The sequence below is a fragment of the Enterobacter sp. SA197 genome (assembly GCF_054131575.1).
Window position 1 is genome coordinate 2836662 of record NZ_CP096393.1, and the last position, 14129, is coordinate 2850790.

The 14129-nt window shown below is 49.9% G+C and carries 15 protein-coding genes, 1 pseudogene and 1 riboswitch; of the genes and pseudogenes, 6 read left to right on the forward strand and 10 right to left on the reverse strand.

Annotation, left to right across the window (positions count from 1 at the left end; all coding sequences use genetic code 11):
* Positions 1-1560: a CNNM family cation transport protein YoaE gene (gene yoaE, locus M1D91_RS13255; protein ID WP_437431584.1), complete on the reverse strand. Its 1560-nt coding sequence runs from the start codon at positions 1558-1560 to the stop codon at positions 1-3.
* Between the two features lie 434 nt (positions 1561-1994).
* Here yoaE and manX point away from each other — a divergent pair, with 434 nt between their 5' ends.
* From manX to mntP, 5 genes are all read left to right on the forward strand, one after another.
* Positions 1995-2954: a PTS mannose transporter subunit IIAB gene (gene manX, locus M1D91_RS13260; RefSeq protein WP_437431585.1), complete on the forward strand. Its 960-nt coding sequence runs from the start codon at positions 1995-1997 to the stop codon at positions 2952-2954.
* 60 nt (positions 2955-3014) lie between these two features.
* The gene (gene manY, locus M1D91_RS13265) at positions 3015-3812 is read left to right on the forward strand and encodes a PTS mannose transporter subunit IIC (RefSeq protein ID WP_437431586.1); all 798 of its coding nucleotides are present in this window, start codon (positions 3015-3017) and stop codon (positions 3810-3812) included.
* A 12-nt stretch (positions 3813-3824) separates the two neighbouring features.
* On the forward strand, positions 3825-4676 hold the full coding sequence (locus tag M1D91_RS13270; protein WP_437431587.1) for a PTS mannose transporter subunit IID: 852 nt from the start codon (positions 3825-3827) through the stop codon (positions 4674-4676).
* Between the two features lie 54 nt (positions 4677-4730).
* Entirely contained in the window at positions 4731-5189 is a 459-nt protein-coding gene (locus M1D91_RS13275) for a DUF986 family protein (protein ID WP_437431588.1), read from the forward strand.
* 195 nt (positions 5190-5384) lie between these two features.
* A riboswitch (yybP-ykoY riboswitch) is annotated at positions 5385-5560 on the forward strand.
* A gap of 6 nt (positions 5561-5566) precedes the next feature.
* Entirely contained in the window at positions 5567-6133 is a 567-nt protein-coding gene (gene mntP / locus M1D91_RS13280) for a manganese efflux pump MntP (protein WP_437431589.1), read from the forward strand.
* Here the strand turns inward: mntP and rlmA are convergent.
* From rlmA to mgrB, 6 genes and pseudogenes are all read right to left on the reverse strand, one after another.
* A complete protein-coding gene (gene rlmA, locus M1D91_RS13285; RefSeq protein ID WP_437431590.1) occupies positions 6130-6945 on the reverse strand; it encodes a 23S rRNA (guanine(745)-N(1))-methyltransferase in 816 nt (271 codons plus the stop codon). The genes mntP and rlmA overlap by 4 nt on opposite strands.
* A gap of 150 nt (positions 6946-7095) precedes the next feature.
* Entirely contained in the window at positions 7096-7305 is a 210-nt protein-coding gene (gene cspE, locus M1D91_RS13290; protein WP_001062678.1) for a transcription antiterminator/RNA stability regulator CspE, read from the reverse strand.
* A 12-nt stretch (positions 7306-7317) separates the two neighbouring features.
* Positions 7318-7462: pseudogene (locus M1D91_RS13295) on the reverse strand (DUF2627 domain-containing protein).
* 511 nt (positions 7463-7973) lie between these two features.
* A complete protein-coding gene (locus tag M1D91_RS13300) occupies positions 7974-8972 on the reverse strand; it encodes an MBL fold metallo-hydrolase (RefSeq protein ID WP_437431591.1) in 999 nt (332 codons plus the stop codon).
* 32 nt (positions 8973-9004) lie between these two features.
* The gene (locus tag M1D91_RS13305) at positions 9005-9292 is read right to left on the reverse strand and encodes a YebO family protein (protein WP_437431592.1); all 288 of its coding nucleotides are present in this window, start codon (positions 9290-9292) and stop codon (positions 9005-9007) included.
* 74 nt (positions 9293-9366) lie between these two features.
* Positions 9367-9510 carry a PhoP/PhoQ regulator MgrB gene (gene mgrB, locus M1D91_RS13310; protein ID WP_437431593.1) on the reverse strand — a complete coding sequence of 48 codons (144 nt, stop codon included), beginning with the start codon at positions 9508-9510 and terminating at the stop codon, positions 9367-9369.
* A gap of 154 nt (positions 9511-9664) precedes the next feature.
* Between mgrB and M1D91_RS13315 the strand changes: the two genes are divergently transcribed.
* Entirely contained in the window at positions 9665-9904 is a 240-nt protein-coding gene (locus M1D91_RS13315; RefSeq protein ID WP_437431594.1) for a YobH family protein, read from the forward strand.
* Between the two features lie 31 nt (positions 9905-9935).
* Here M1D91_RS13315 and kdgR read toward each other — a convergent pair whose 3' ends face one another.
* The 3 genes from kdgR to prc form a co-directional block, all read right to left on the reverse strand.
* The gene (kdgR, locus tag M1D91_RS13320; protein ID WP_437431595.1) at positions 9936-10727 is read right to left on the reverse strand and encodes a DNA-binding transcriptional regulator KdgR; all 792 of its coding nucleotides are present in this window, start codon (positions 10725-10727) and stop codon (positions 9936-9938) included.
* A gap of 273 nt (positions 10728-11000) precedes the next feature.
* Complete coding sequence (gene htpX, locus M1D91_RS13325; protein WP_437431596.1) at positions 11001-11882, reverse strand: protease HtpX; 882 nt, start codon at positions 11880-11882, stop codon at positions 11001-11003.
* Positions 11883-12075: 193 nt separating this feature from the next.
* Positions 12076-14124 carry a carboxy terminal-processing peptidase gene (gene prc, locus M1D91_RS13330; protein ID WP_437431597.1) on the reverse strand — a complete coding sequence of 683 codons (2049 nt, stop codon included), beginning with the start codon at positions 14122-14124 and terminating at the stop codon, positions 12076-12078.
* Positions 14125-14129: the final 5 nt, after the last annotated feature.

Below are 14129 nucleotides of genomic sequence, written 5' to 3' on the forward strand. Positions count from 1 at the left end.
TTACTCTTCTTCGTCGTACAGCGGTTGCTCTTTAACAACACGAACCAGATCCACGCGATAATCGTTGGCTTCCACTACGGTTATCTGCAGCGGCTTCAGTTCCAGTACGTCGCCAGTACGTGGGATCTGACCATTAATCGCAATGACCAGGCCCGCAACGGTAGCAATGTCTTCCTCTTCATTGACCAGCGTATCGAGTTGCAGGGTATGCTGCAGCGCATGCAGATCCGTCGCCCCTTTCACCAGCCAGCCGTCACCGTCAGCGACGATTTCCGGCGTTTCGTCTGCATCGGGGAATTCACCAGCGATAGCTTCCAGCACATCCAGCGGCGTAACCAGCCCCTGCACGACGCCAAACTCGTTGGTGACAATAACAAAACTGCCACGTGCGCGACGTAACACCGCCAGAAGCTTAATAGGGTCCAGGGTTTCAGGGACGACGATAGCTGGCGACATGGCCGCAATGGCGCCTACGTCCCCCCCTTCTTCCAGCGCCACCAGCATCTCTTTGGCACGTACAATACCAATTACCTCATCCAGCTCTCCACGGCATACCGGGAAAAGACTATGCGGTGAAGAGAGCAGTTGCTGACGAATCTCGTCCACACCGAGGTTTGCATCCACCCAGCTTATCTCACCGCGTGGCGTCATGATGCTGCGCAGTGAGCGTGAGGCCAGGGTAAGCACACCATTGATCATGTAACGTTCTTCTTCCGCAAAGGCCCCTTCCGGCACCGGCACAGCCGCCGGGCTTTCAGCGTCCTGGGGCTGATTCGCGCGGCGCTTGCCCCCCATCAAACGGAGGATGGCATCAGCGGTACGTGCGCGCAGCGGCACCGCTGACTGGTGGCGAATAAAGTTGCGACGGGCAATCTGGTTAAAGAGCTCGATAACGATAGAGAAGCCTATCGCGGCGTAGAGATAACCTTTTGGTATATGGAATCCAAAGCCTTCCGCGACCAGACTCAGACCAATCATCAACAGGAAGCTCAGGCAGAGCACAACTACCGTTGGATGCTGGTTCACGAAGCGGGTTAACGGCTTTGAGGCAAGCAGCATGACGGCCATAGCAATCACCACAGCGGCCATCATGACCGGCAGATGATTCACCATACCGACGGCGGTAATGACCGCATCAAGAGAGAACACCGCATCAAGGATGACAATCTGAACGACCACTACCCAGAAACTGGCATAACCTTTCCCCTGACCGCCCTCAAGTTGACGGTTTTCCAGCCTTTCATGCAGTTCAGTGGTGGCTTTGAACAGCAGGAAAATACCACCAAACAGCATAATGAGATCGCGACCGGAAAAGGTGAAATCCCAGACGCTGAATAACGGCTGCGTGAGCGTCACCATCCAGGAGATCAACGACAGCAGCCCCAGACGCATGACTAAGGCAAGCGAGAGACCAATGAGTCGCGCTTTGTCACGTTGTTTAGGGGGAAGCTTATCGGCCAGGATGGCGATAAAGACCAGGTTATCAATACCAAGAACAATTTCCAGGACGACAAGCGTCAACAGGCCCGCCCAGATTGAGGGGTCCATTAAGAATTCCATGGGTATCTCCTGCTCAACATAAGGCCAGACAGCGCGCGTGAACGCACAGGCGTGATGACATTAAAGGGGGTCGAAGTACAGAAATGGTTGGCAATGGGTTGCCAGAGGGTTAACTGACGTCGGTGACGGTCCATACGGTGGGCTGCAGCCCTTTACTCCTGAAATATTAAACGGAAGGTAAACATATCAAAGAGAGTTTGTCTTTGGCAAAGATTTACCTGAATTTGCATTTAACGACTTTTTCACGCCGCGAGGCTTCTTCGGTTCTTAAGCTAAATTACGGATCTTCATCACATAAATTATTTTTTCGCTGTCTAAAATAAATCCCGGAAGTCTTAGTTTTTCCTCGCTTATATTAATCGATTCACTGAATGGCGAGGTTCTCAACAGACCTTTTACAGGTGTGTTAACGACAAAAACGAAGGAGGTAGCAAGTGACCATTGCTATTGTGATAGGCACACATGGTTGGGCTGCGGAACAGTTACTCAAAACCGCTGAAATGTTATTAGGCGAGCAGGAGAATGTGGGTTGGATTGATTTCGTTCCTGGGGAAAATGCCGAAACCTTAATTGAAAAGTACAATGCTCAACTGGCAAAACTCGATACCCACCAGGGCGTGCTGTTTCTGGTTGATACCTGGGGCGGCAGCCCATTTAATGCCGCCAGCCGCATTGTCGTCGACAAAGAACATTATGAGGTGGTTGCCGGGGTAAATATCCCCATGCTGGTCGAAACCTTAATGGCGCGTGATGACAACCCCGATTTTGACGAACTGGTCGCGGTGGCGGTTGAAACCGGACGTGAAGGCGTGAAAGCGCTGAAAGCGGCTCCGGTCGCCAAAGCGGTGCCTGCCGCTCCCCCTAAAGCACCGGCTCCTGCCCGCCCTATGGGCCCAAATGACTATATGACCATTGGTCTTGCACGCATTGATGACCGTTTGATCCACGGACAGGTCGCGACGCGCTGGACAAAAGAAACCAACGTGACGCGCATCATCGTCATCAGTGATGAGGTCGCCGCCGATAATGTACGCAAAACGTTGCTGACCCAGGTAGCCCCTCCGGGCGTAACAGCGCACGTTGTGGATGTAGCCAAAATGATCCGTGTCTATAACAACCCGAAATATGCCGGTGAGCGCGTGATGTTGCTCTTCACTAATCCGACAGATGTGCTGCGTATTGTTGAGGAAGGGGTGAAGATTACGTCCGTTAACATCGGAGGCATGGCGTATCGTCAGGGAAAAACTCAGGTGAATAATGCGGTGTCGGTGGATGAAAAAGACATTGAGGCGTTCAAAAAGCTTAATGAACGCAACATTGAGCTGGAAGTTCGCAAGGTTTCTAACGATCCGAAACTGAAAATGATGGATTTGATCAGCAAAGTGGCGAAGTAATCACGCGCTTTCTTTGACGCGATTTCACATATACGTTTGTTTTAGCATAGGAGAAGTACAATGGAGATTACCACTCTTCAGATTGTGCTGGTGTTTGTCGTGGCGTGTATTGCCGGTATGGAATCGGTGCTTGACGAGTTCCAGTTTCACCGTCCGTTAGTGGCCTGTACGCTGGTGGGTATTGTCCTGGGAGATATGAAAACAGGCATTATCATCGGCGGTACGCTGGAAATGATTGCGCTGGGCTGGATGAACATCGGTGCTGCAGTTGCACCGGATGCCGCGCTGGCCTCCATTATCTCGACCGTGCTGGTTATTGCAGGCCATCAGAGCATTGGCGCTGGCATCGCGCTGGCAATCCCACTTGCCGCTGCTGGTCAGGTTCTGACTATCATCGTGCGTACTATTACCGTTGCCTTCCAGCACGCCGCAGATAAAGCCGCCGAAAATGGCAACCTTACGGCCTTGTCCTGGATCCATGTCTCTTCACTCTTCCTGCAGGCAATGCGTATCGCCATTCCGGCGGTTATCGTTGCTATCTCTGTAGGTACCAGTGAAGTTCAGGGCATGCTTAATGCCATCCCTGAAGTGGTCACCAGCGGTCTGAATATCGCCGGTGGCATGATCGTGGTGGTCGGTTACGCGATGGTCATTAACATGATGCGCGCAGGCTACCTGATGCCCTTTTTCTACCTGGGTTTTGTTACCGCGGCGTTCACCAACTTCAACCTGGTGGCGTTGGGCGTTATCGGTGCAGTGATGGCTGTTCTCTATATTCAGCTTAGCCCGAAATATAATCGCTCAGCCGCCCCTGCGCAGGCTGCAGGTTCCAACGATCTTGATAATGAACTGGACTAACAGGTGAACGACATGGTTGATATGACTAAAACTACCCCTGAGAAAAAGCTGACCCAGGGCGATATTCGTAGCGTGTTCATCCGTTCTAATCTCTTCCAGGGGTCATGGAACTTTGAACGTATGCAGGCGTTAGGTTTTTGCTTCTCCATGGTACCGGCGGTAAAACGCCTCTATCCGGAAAACAATGAAGCGCGTCGTCAGGCGATTAAACGCCACCTGGAGTTCTTCAATACCCATCCCTATGTTGCCGCGCCCGTACTTGGGGTAACGCTGGCGATGGAAGAACAACGTGCCAACGGTGCCGAAATCGACGACGGCGCCATCAACGGTATTAAAGTCGGTCTGATGGGGCCACTGGCAGGGGTGGGTGACCCGATATTCTGGGGCACCGTACGTCCGGTCTTTGCTGCCCTCGGTGCCGGTATCGCCATGAGCGGGAGCCTGCTTGGTCCACTGCTCTTCTTCGTGCTGTTTAATCTGGTGCGTCTTGCCACCCGTTATTACGGCGTGGCTTATGGTTATCGCAAAGGGATCGATATCGTTAAAGACATGGGTGGCGGCTTCCTGCAAAAACTGACGGAAGGGGCCTCTATTCTCGGGCTGTTTGTCATGGGGGCGCTGGTTAACAAATGGACGCACGTCAATATTCCCCTTGTCGTGTCGCGCATCACCGACCAGACGGGCAAACAGAACGTGACGACGGTCCAGACGATTCTTGACCAACTGATGCCAGGTCTGGTGCCACTGCTTTTAACTTTCGCCTGCATGTGGCTGTTGCGTAAAAAAGTTAACCCGCTGTGGATTATTGTCGGCTTCTTCGTCATTGGTATCGCTGGTTATGCCGTGGGCCTGTTAGGCCTGTAAACCACTGTGCTATAACCGGGGCCTGGCCCCGGTTTTTTACTTTCAGGAGCAACAATGACGCTTACGGACAGCATTCTGGTACTGTTTATTGCAGCCCTTCTGGCTTACGCCATTTATGATGAACTGATCCTGCCAGCACGTCATGGTGAAAGCCTGTTGACCCTCCCTCTTCTACGCCGCAGTCGTGTGGATGCAAGCATTTTCGTAGGTTTGCTGGTGATTCTTATCTACAACAATGCGGTCAATGGCGGTACGACCTTAACCACATGGTTATTGTGTGCGCTGGCGTTACTGGCCATTTATCTCTTCTGGATCAAGGTGCCCAAAATCCACTTCAAAGCTCACGGCTTTTATTATTCTTCTGTCTGGATCAAATATGACCGAATTAAAGAGATGAATTTATCGGAAGATGGGGTGCTGGTGATGCAATTAGAGCAGCGCCGTTTGCTGATTCGGGTGAAAAATATTGATGACCTTGAGAAGGTTTATCATGTTCTTGTGAAACATCAATAACATAAAAATAACCTCATCAAAGATATCCGTATATTTATTAGGCATCAATATAGCCATTGCTATATTAAAGGTGCCAAAACCTCTTCACTCTATATAGATTACAATCACCACTCAAACCAAATGAAAATCGTTATCAACTGGAGCACGGAATTAACTTTCAGTTGTTGTTTTATATTCAATAAATATGTTAAGGTTGCGCCCGTCATTGGGGAGTAGCCGATTTCTGTTATCCCGGAAATGTACGTGTCAACATACTCGTTGCAAAACGTGGCACGTACGGACTGATCCTTCTCAGTCAGGCGAGACCATAGACACATTCACTGCTGTTTACTGGGGGCAGTGGTGTGTTTTATGGAATTCCCGGTCAGGACGCTCGCATGAATCTATCCGCTACTCTTTTCCTCGCTTTTGGCATGTCTATGGATGCTTTTGCTGCTTCCATAGGAAAGGGTGCCACGCTACATAAGCCTAAGTTTTCAGAAGCTCTGCGTACCGGTCTCATTTTTGGGGTTATCGAAACGCTGACCCCGCTCATTGGCTGGGGAATGGGCATGCTGGCCAGTCAGTTCGTGCTTGAATGGAATCACTGGATTGCGTTTATCTTATTAGTCTTTCTGGGCGGCAGAATGGTGCTGGAAGGCTGCCGTGCCGGAAGTGAAGATCCCCTGCACGCTCCCTGTCGGCATGGTTTTTGGTTACTGGTTGCCACTGCTATCGCCACAAGCCTGGACGCTATGGCTGTTGGCGTTGGGCTTGCTTTCCTTCAGGTCAATATTATAACTACCGCCCTGGCCATCGGTTGCGCCACTCTGCTTATGTCCACACTGGGTATCATGATTGGTCGCTTTATTGGCCCGCTGTTGGGTAAACGTGCCGAGATCCTGGGCGGGATTGTACTGATTGGAATTGGTGTACAGATCCTGTGGGGGCATTTCGCCCCTTAATCAACACGTCTGAGGCAGTGCACGGTAAAATCCGTTTCGCAGGTAAACTGCGCTTTACCAGCCAGTGCCTCCCACACCTCTGGTCTGGCACGCCAGGCAAAAGGCGTCATTTGCAGTAATGCCACGGCTTCTTTTCCGGTGAGGCTCATCTCGTAGGCAATTGACTGCTGTTCAATAACCTCAAAACCTTCAATCTCGCCCGCATCCGGAGCATGTAACTGTACTTCCTGATAAATCAGGCCCTTCAATGCTAACAAATGTCGGGGTCCCGGCGAGGCAGTGATGATAATACCTTCTGGTTTGACAACCCGTTTTAACTCTTCTGCTTTACAGGGCGCATAAATCCTTACTACCGCATCAATGCTGCTTTCCTTAAAGGGAAGACGATGGCTGGAAGCCACACAGAACATTGCTTCGGGATAACGTTTTGCCGCCGCGCGAATAGCAGCCTTTGAGACGTCAAGCCCAACCATTTTCGCCCCTCTGCTGGCCGCCACACTCGCAAAAGCACGGGTGTAGTACCCTTCCCCGCAGCCGATATCGAGTAAAGCTTCCGCGCACTCCGGCAGAAATTTATCAAGCTTTGCTGCGATGGCGTCACGGAGTGGCTGATAATGGCCGGCATCAAGAAAAGCACGCCTGGCCTGCATCATTTCTGCGCTGTCGCCCGGATCGCGGGAACGCTTATGCTGTACAGGCAGTAAATTTACATACCCTTCTTTTGCAATATCAAACTGATGGCGGTTTACGCAGGAAAAACTGTTTACTGAACGATGCAAAGGCGCGTGGCAGAGTGGGCAACTGAAGGGCATAACAACTCCGGAACTCGAAAAAGGGCCAAAGTGTACCGCCATTCCTGCCCGCGGGGAATGCGGAGCAGAAATTAAAAAGCCCCGCACAAGTGCGAGGCTTTCCGCTGACATTGATACGCCGCTGGCGTTTCAGGATCAGTGGTTTTGAAATCAGATGGCTGTTACGTTTACAGCAGCCGGGCCTTTCTGGCCATCCTGAATTTCAAACTCAACGTTCTGACCTTCAGCCAGGGTTTTGAAGCCATTACCCTGAATTGCAGAGAAGTGTACGAACACGTCTTTGCTGCCATCAGCAGGAGTAATGAAACCGAAGCCTTTAGACTCGTTGAACCACTTCACTTGACCTTTAATCTTTGCCATTTGCAATATTCCTTAATGTATATACTTTGCCCGCAGGCATTCACTGAGATAAAACTGAGACATTACTGCTTGAGGCACTAATATAAGGTTCGGCAGAGAAGCGGTATTCAACGAAAACGTGTTTACTCAGGACTTCTTTACTGAAAATGCCACACATAAACAGAACTGTACCTCGTTTGACCCTAAACGTGTTATCACATACAACGTTAATTATGGCAAGCCATTTTTAAACATGTCTGGATCCGTCGCACAAATTAACGGGTATTCGCCCAAGTAATGCACATTTAAGCAATACCTTATACGCTAAATGATTCAGCAGATTCCATCACACTGTATGCAAAAAACACACGAACTAACCATAGCGCAACATGTCAGGTTAGTCTATGTAAGCACTTAAATTTATTCAAATATAGCGTATATCATTCGTATGATTTAAGCGTGGCTTTATCATTAATACTGATGAGTTAAGTGTGCGAACTTCTTGAACAGTAGTAAACCAAATGCAACTGTTAACTATCGAGTAATTCTTGTGCAAATAATTCAGCCACTGCACCAAAATAATGAATGCTTGATGACAACGCCTCATAAAAAGGCAATAAAAACGTTTCGACGGTATTAACAACCTTTTAATTATTAGAAATAAAAAAATAGTATCAATAAGTGCTGCTTTAACCTTGCAAAGTCAAATATTGACCAATTTTGAGAATGTTGAAATTTGAGAACCCTGTCACCGTTTCGTTTAATGCGTTTTGCAATTCGTTTACAGGTTCATCTAAAGATTCATCCGCGAGTTCAAATACTCCCCAGTGAATGGGAAATGCGCGGGGTTGCCCAAGTTGACGCCACAAATGTACAGCTTGCTGCGGATCCATATGATTAGAAGCCATAAACCAGCGCGGCGCGTAGGCCCCAATGGGCAAAGCAGCAAGAGTAATGTCCCCCAGTCGCTGCGGGATTTGTAGCAAATCGGACGAGTATCCGGTGTCGCCAGGAAACCAAAAACGCTGACCGCAATGCTCAATAACCCAGCCGCACCACAACGATGCATTACGATCCCAAAATGTTCTCATACTCCAGTGCCGGGCAGGTACAGCTGTAAACGTCATTCCATGAAAGGTTTCCGCTTCCCACCAGTCACGTTCAACCACCTGCCTCGCCCCACGACGCTGTAGCCATTTACCCAGGCCAAGCGGGGCAAATATCGTTACCTCAGGAAAGCGCGCAACCAGCTGCCGAATCGTTTTATCATCCAGATGATCGTAATGGTTGTGTGAAATGACAATAGCGTCAAGGGAGTGAAGTTCGTCGACGGACAACGCTGGCGGCGTACGCCGTAAGGGGCCAGCAAAGGAAAGCGGTGAGGCGCGCTGCGATAAGACAGGATCTGTCAGAATAAACCGGTTTTGTATCTGCAAAAGGATCGTGGAGTGACCCAACCACCAGATTTTATCCTCTGTTGCTAAGGGATCGAGTTCCGCCTTCTGCCACCAGCGTGCAGTAAACTGCTCATAACCACCGGCGGGGGGCAGCGGAAGTCCTGCGGCTTTACGCTCCCTTCGCCAGCGCTTAACGTCACCCGGTTTATGGCCGCCGGGACGCATGTTCTTGAAGCCGTCGGAAGTATGATGAGGGAGTGAAGCATTAAACCAGGGATTTTTATGTGCCATGTCACTCCCCTTATCAGCAACTGTTCGGCTAATCAGCGCTCGGCAACCAGACGAATGAACTCATCGTCTTTACTTTTAGCGCTGCCAGGCTGCTCAACGGGCTGCTCTTTCTCTGGTTCATTCGCTTCACATAAGCGACGTAACAGTGCAGTCTGACGTTTTTGCTGATCGAGCATCGCTTCCAGCAGCTCAATGTGCTCATTGGTGCGCGAGCTGGCACGGTTAATGAAGAACCACAATACCAGGCCGACCAGCAATACCACTACTGAAACCATCAACGCCGAAAAATTAAGCGCTCCAGAATTTATCACTTCGTTCATTTCACCACCTCAACCAAAACGCAGTATTCTACCACTGGCGGTAAAGAAGGGTATCGCTTCACGAAAAAAAGCAGTTACCAGGGGATAAATTTATTTATGACGCAAATACCGCTGTAAAACTGAACACCTTCATCGCACATCACATTTAGCGTTTGAGTCCAGAGCAGCAGGCAGATTGCCAGCACGGCAACCAGCAACAGCCATCTAAATTTTCTCACTCCACTCTCCGATACTTACCCGAATGTCATAACGTTAGCATGACAACCTTAAACCGCGACTAACTCTGTAAGGTTGATTTTTAGGAATGCTCAACTTGCGGCTCACCGTGATTACGGTAGCCTTCCAGAGAATATTTTCAAGCAAGGAAGAGCGATGCGAACACTTATTCGTACAATTATTTTACTCGCGCTGGTATGGGTCGGTATTTTACTGAGCGGCTACGGTGTGCTTATCGGCAGCAGTGAAAATGCTGCGGGGCTGGGTTTACAGTGCAAGTACCTGACGGCGAGAGGCGTGAGTACAGCGCAATATGTGCACTCATCCAGCGGGATCATCGGTTTGACTCAGTGCCCGATTCTTCGAAAAAGTGAAATAGTCGTCGATAACGGTTAAGAAAGCGCCGCAAATATGCGGCGCCTGTCTATTAAAAGGGATAAGCCGTGTAACCCATCTGTTCTGAAATTTTGCGGGCTGCCTGATGAAGCATTTCAACATACTCATGCAGGCGCTCTTCGGAAAATCGCAGGGTCGGGAACGAAATACTCAGACCGGCAATGACAACGCCAAAACGGTCAAAAACAGGGACGCCGATGCAACGCAACCCCTCTTCCTGTTCTTCGTTATCTTCACCATAGCCCTGCTCCCGAACCACATCAAGCATACTCAGCAGCGCTTCAGTGCTGGTGATGGTGCGCTCTGTGCTACGTTTATACTCCACGCCTTCAAGGATTTGCCGCACTTCATCACGCTCACGCCAGGCTAAAAGCACTTTACCAATCGCGGTACTGTAAAGCGGGTTACGACGTCCAATTCTGGAGTACATGCGCAGGTTATACATAGAGTCAATTTTATGGATGTAGACAATGCTGTCTTCATCCAGCGCACCCAGGTGGATGGTTTCTTTAGTCAGACGAGAAAGCTCACGCATCTGGATGTCCGCACTGCGAATTAAATCCACATTTTGCAGCGCCCGCGCGCCCAGTTCGAAGAGTTTAAGCGTTAATGAATACTTTTCAGACTCACCTTCCTGGGCGACATATCCCAGTGATTTCATCGTCTGCAAAAAGCGATAAACGGTGCTTTTAGACATCATAACGCGCTGCGACAGCTCGGTGATGCCGATTTCGCGTTCCTCGCCCAGCGCCTGCAGAATGCCAAATACCTTTAATACAGAAGAAACAGAATCCGGCTGCTTATCCAAATCTGCGATTGCCATTACTCACCTCATCGCCAGTGTTTTATAAAAATTAGAATAGGTTTTTATTATAAATTTCTCACCAGTCGGTCGCAATGCACGATTACCGACTTCGTAACAAATCTGCGATATAAAACCGGAATCGTGGTTTGCCCTTTCACCCGACAGTAAGAGGATGAATTAGTGCTTAACACACTGCCTTTGAATGAGTGGCGCTTAAAAAACGTGTTGCTGCCTGTTGTGGGGTATAAAAAAAAGCGCGTCAAAGACGCGCTTTTTTAGCCTGCTCATCGCTTATTTCAGATACTCACCGCTACGCAGTGCTTCGATACGTTTATCCAGTGGCGGGTGAGTCATAAAGAGCTCACTCAGGGATTTAGATTTACCATTGATGCAGAAGGCCATCATGGTGCTCGCTTCCTGAGGTTCGTAACTGGTTTTTAATCGCTGCAGCGCAGCAATCATTTTCTCACGACCCACAAGTTTCGCAGAACCGGCATCCGCATGGAATTCGCGGTGACGCGAGAACCACATGGTAATAATGCTGGCCAGAATACCGAATACCAGCTCAAGCACGGTCGCGACTACAAAATAGATGAGTGGATTACCGTTGCTCTCTTCACCTTCATCGCGGTTCCCCCCCATGAAGCCTGCTGCAATCTGCGCCAGGATGCGGGAGATGAAAATGACAAAGGTGTTAACCACGCCCTGAATCAGCGTCATGGTGACCATGTCACCATTGGCTATATGGCTGATCTCATGAGCGATAACCGCTTCCGCCTCGTCACGACTCATGTTCTGCAGCAGCCCGGTGCTTACGGCGACTAAGGATGCATCGCGCCGCGCGCCGGTAGCGAAAGCATTGATATCAGGCGCATGGTAGATAGCCACCTGTGGCATAGCAATGCCCGCCTGACGGGACTGGTTAGCGACGGTATCCATCAGCCAGCGCTCCATATCATTGCGTGGTTGTTCGATAACTTCACCGCCAACCGATTTGAGCGCCATCCATTTCGACATCAGTAGCGAAATGAACGAACCGCCAAAACCAAACAGCAGTGCCATTATCAGCAGTCCCTGCACGCTGCTCGACCGAATACCCGTCAAACTGAGCACCAGGCCGAACACCAACATCACGGCCAGGTTAGTTAACAGGAAGAGCGCGATTCGCATCATAATTTTCTTTTAACCTCTGTTTAACAAAACGCACTATGCGATTACCCACATCGTATGGGTAATAACGCTATTTTCAAGCATCAGAATGCCGTAAGTGACCAGAAAGACACAACTTTACATTTTGTAGCATCATGCTTACGCGATGCTGTTGTTGTTAAAAAAACAGGCACAATTTCTTGTGCCTGGGAAGGAGTTATTTCGCGGGGGCCGGCTGAGCTGCCGGGTTATCTTTTTCCATCGCGGCGAGATCAATCGCGATGTGAACCGTCTCATCAAGATAAGGATCTGGCTCTTTGTAATCTTTCGGCAGGTCGTCCAGTTTTTTCAGCGACGGCTTACCTTCGCGCTTGAAGCGATCGTTAAGACGCGCCAGACGAATAGCATCGTCTTCGGCATTCTCTTTCTCACGCTGTGCAAGGTTCAAAGAGACCTGATTACGTTTATCTTTCAGCGCATCGAAGCGTGCAATGTCCTTCAGGATGTACTGGAACTCAGGATCTTTAGCGATACGTTCATCATGTTTTTTCAGCAATGCGGGTCCAAACGGCTTCATATCACCCGAGCGGGTAAAGCTGGCTGCATTAATGCTGTCCCACGGCAGAGCGTTGTCTTCGAATTTCTCACCCGTTTCGGTCTCCTGCGTTCCCGTCGGCATGATGATATCCGGTGTAACACCCTTACGCTGCGTACTGCCGCCGTTGACGCGATAGAACTTCTGAATCGTGTACTGCACGGAGCCCAGCGCTGGCCATTCAGGTCGAAGCATCTGATCGTAAATACGATTCAGAGAACGATACTGCTGTACTGTACCTTTGCCGAAGGTAGGCTCGCCTACCACCAGCGCCCGACCATAATCCTGCATTGCAGCGGCGAAGATTTCTGAAGCAGAAGCACTGAAGCGATCAACCAGCACGACCAGCGGCCCTTTGTAATACACCACGCCATCAGTGTCGCTGTCTTCGCGCACTTTGCCGTTGTTATCACGCACCTGAACGACCGGACCGGAAGGGATGAACAGACCCGACAGTGAAACCGCCTCTGTCAGCGCACCACCACCGTTGGTACGCAGGTCAATCACAACGCTGCTTACGTTCTGTTTTTCCAGTTTCTGCAACTGAACTTTCACGTCGTCAGTCAGCCCGACATAGAAGCCAGGAATATCGAGTACGCCAACTTTCTCTTTACCGACGGTTTTCACGGACATTTTAACCGCGCGGTCTTCCAGACGAATACGTTCACGTGTCAGGGTAATGGTGCGCGTTTTGGTCCCTTTTCCTGCAGGCAGGATCTCCAGACGTACTTTGCTGCCTTTAGGCCCTTTGATGAGAGCAACGACGTCATCAAGACGCCAGCCGATCACATCAACCATGTTTTGCCCTGTCTGACCCACACCCACGATACGGTCGCCAACGCTTATCGCTTTGCTCTTCGCGGCTGGTCCACCAGCAACCATGGAATTGATGACGGTATAGTCATCATCCATTTGCAGCACCGCCCCAATCCCCTCCAGAGACAGACTCATCTCGGTGTTGAACTGTTCGGTATTACGCGGCGATAAGTAGTTAGTATGCGGATCGATTTCACGGGCAAATGAAGTCATTGCCAGCGAAAACACATCTTCACTGTTGGTTTGTGCCAGACGACGAATCGCAAATTTATAGCGACGAGTCAGGGTTTCACGTATTTCCTGATCGTTCTTGCCTGTTAACTTAAGGCTTAACTGATCGTATTTAACCTTGCTGTCCCATAACGCATTCAGCTCAGCCTCATCTTTTGGCCAGGGCGCTTTACTGCGGTCAAGGTTAAAAACATCATTACCCGAGAAATCCATTGGCCGCTCCAGCACTTTTAGCGCGTACTGGTAACGTTCAAAACGGCGTTTTTGAGCAAGATTATAAAGATCGTAAAAGACATCCAGTTTTCCGCTACGCAACTCGTCACCAAGCAGCGTTTTTTTCTGCGCAAACTGTTCAACATCGCTGGCTAACAGCACATTGTGACTGTAATCGAGAAGATTCAAATAGCGGGCGAATATTTTGGCCGAAAAAGCCTGATCCAAATCGAACTGGCGGTAATGCGAACGCGTAAAACGTGACGTTACCCGTTCGCTGACCGTGGCGTGCTGCGTCTCTTCCTTTAATACGGGAATCTGATCGGCACGCGTAATATCTTCTGCTGCGAATACCTGGCCTGTTATTAACAACAGGCCAGCCAACGCGGTGCGCTTAAACAAAGTGTTCATGCCAG

Bases quoted from the DNA above. Each gene is read 5' to 3' on its own strand.
- rlmA (WP_437431590.1), bottom strand. From the start codon at position 6,945: ATGCCCTTCAGTTGCCCACTCTGCCACGCGCCTTTGCATCGTTCAGTA.
- M1D91_RS13275 (WP_437431588.1), top strand. From the start codon at position 4,731: ATGACGCTTACGGACAGCATTCTGGTACTGTTTATTGCAGCCCTTCTG.
- prc (WP_437431597.1), bottom strand. From the start codon at position 14,124: ATGAACACTTTGTTTAAGCGCACCGCGTTGGCTGGCCTGTTGTTAATA.
- mntP (WP_437431589.1), top strand. From the start codon at position 5,567: ATGAATCTATCCGCTACTCTTTTCCTCGCTTTTGGCATGTCTATGGAT.
- manY (WP_437431586.1), top strand. From the start codon at position 3,015: ATGGAGATTACCACTCTTCAGATTGTGCTGGTGTTTGTCGTGGCGTGT.
- yoaE (WP_437431584.1), bottom strand. From the start codon at position 1,560: ATGGAATTCTTAATGGACCCCTCAATCTGGGCGGGCCTGTTGACGCTT.
- M1D91_RS13270 (WP_437431587.1), top strand. From the start codon at position 3,825: ATGGTTGATATGACTAAAACTACCCCTGAGAAAAAGCTGACCCAGGGC.
- cspE (WP_001062678.1), bottom strand. From the start codon at position 7,305: ATGGCAAAGATTAAAGGTCAAGTGAAGTGGTTCAACGAGTCTAAAGGC.
- M1D91_RS13305 (WP_437431592.1), bottom strand. From the start codon at position 9,292: ATGAACGAAGTGATAAATTCTGGAGCGCTTAATTTTTCGGCGTTGATG.
- M1D91_RS13300 (WP_437431591.1), bottom strand. From the start codon at position 8,972: ATGGCACATAAAAATCCCTGGTTTAATGCTTCACTCCCTCATCATACT.
- kdgR (WP_437431595.1), bottom strand. From the start codon at position 10,727: ATGGCAATCGCAGATTTGGATAAGCAGCCGGATTCTGTTTCTTCTGTA.
- M1D91_RS13315 (WP_437431594.1), top strand. From the start codon at position 9,665: ATGCGAACACTTATTCGTACAATTATTTTACTCGCGCTGGTATGGGTC.
- htpX (WP_437431596.1), bottom strand. From the start codon at position 11,882: ATGATGCGAATCGCGCTCTTCCTGTTAACTAACCTGGCCGTGATGTTG.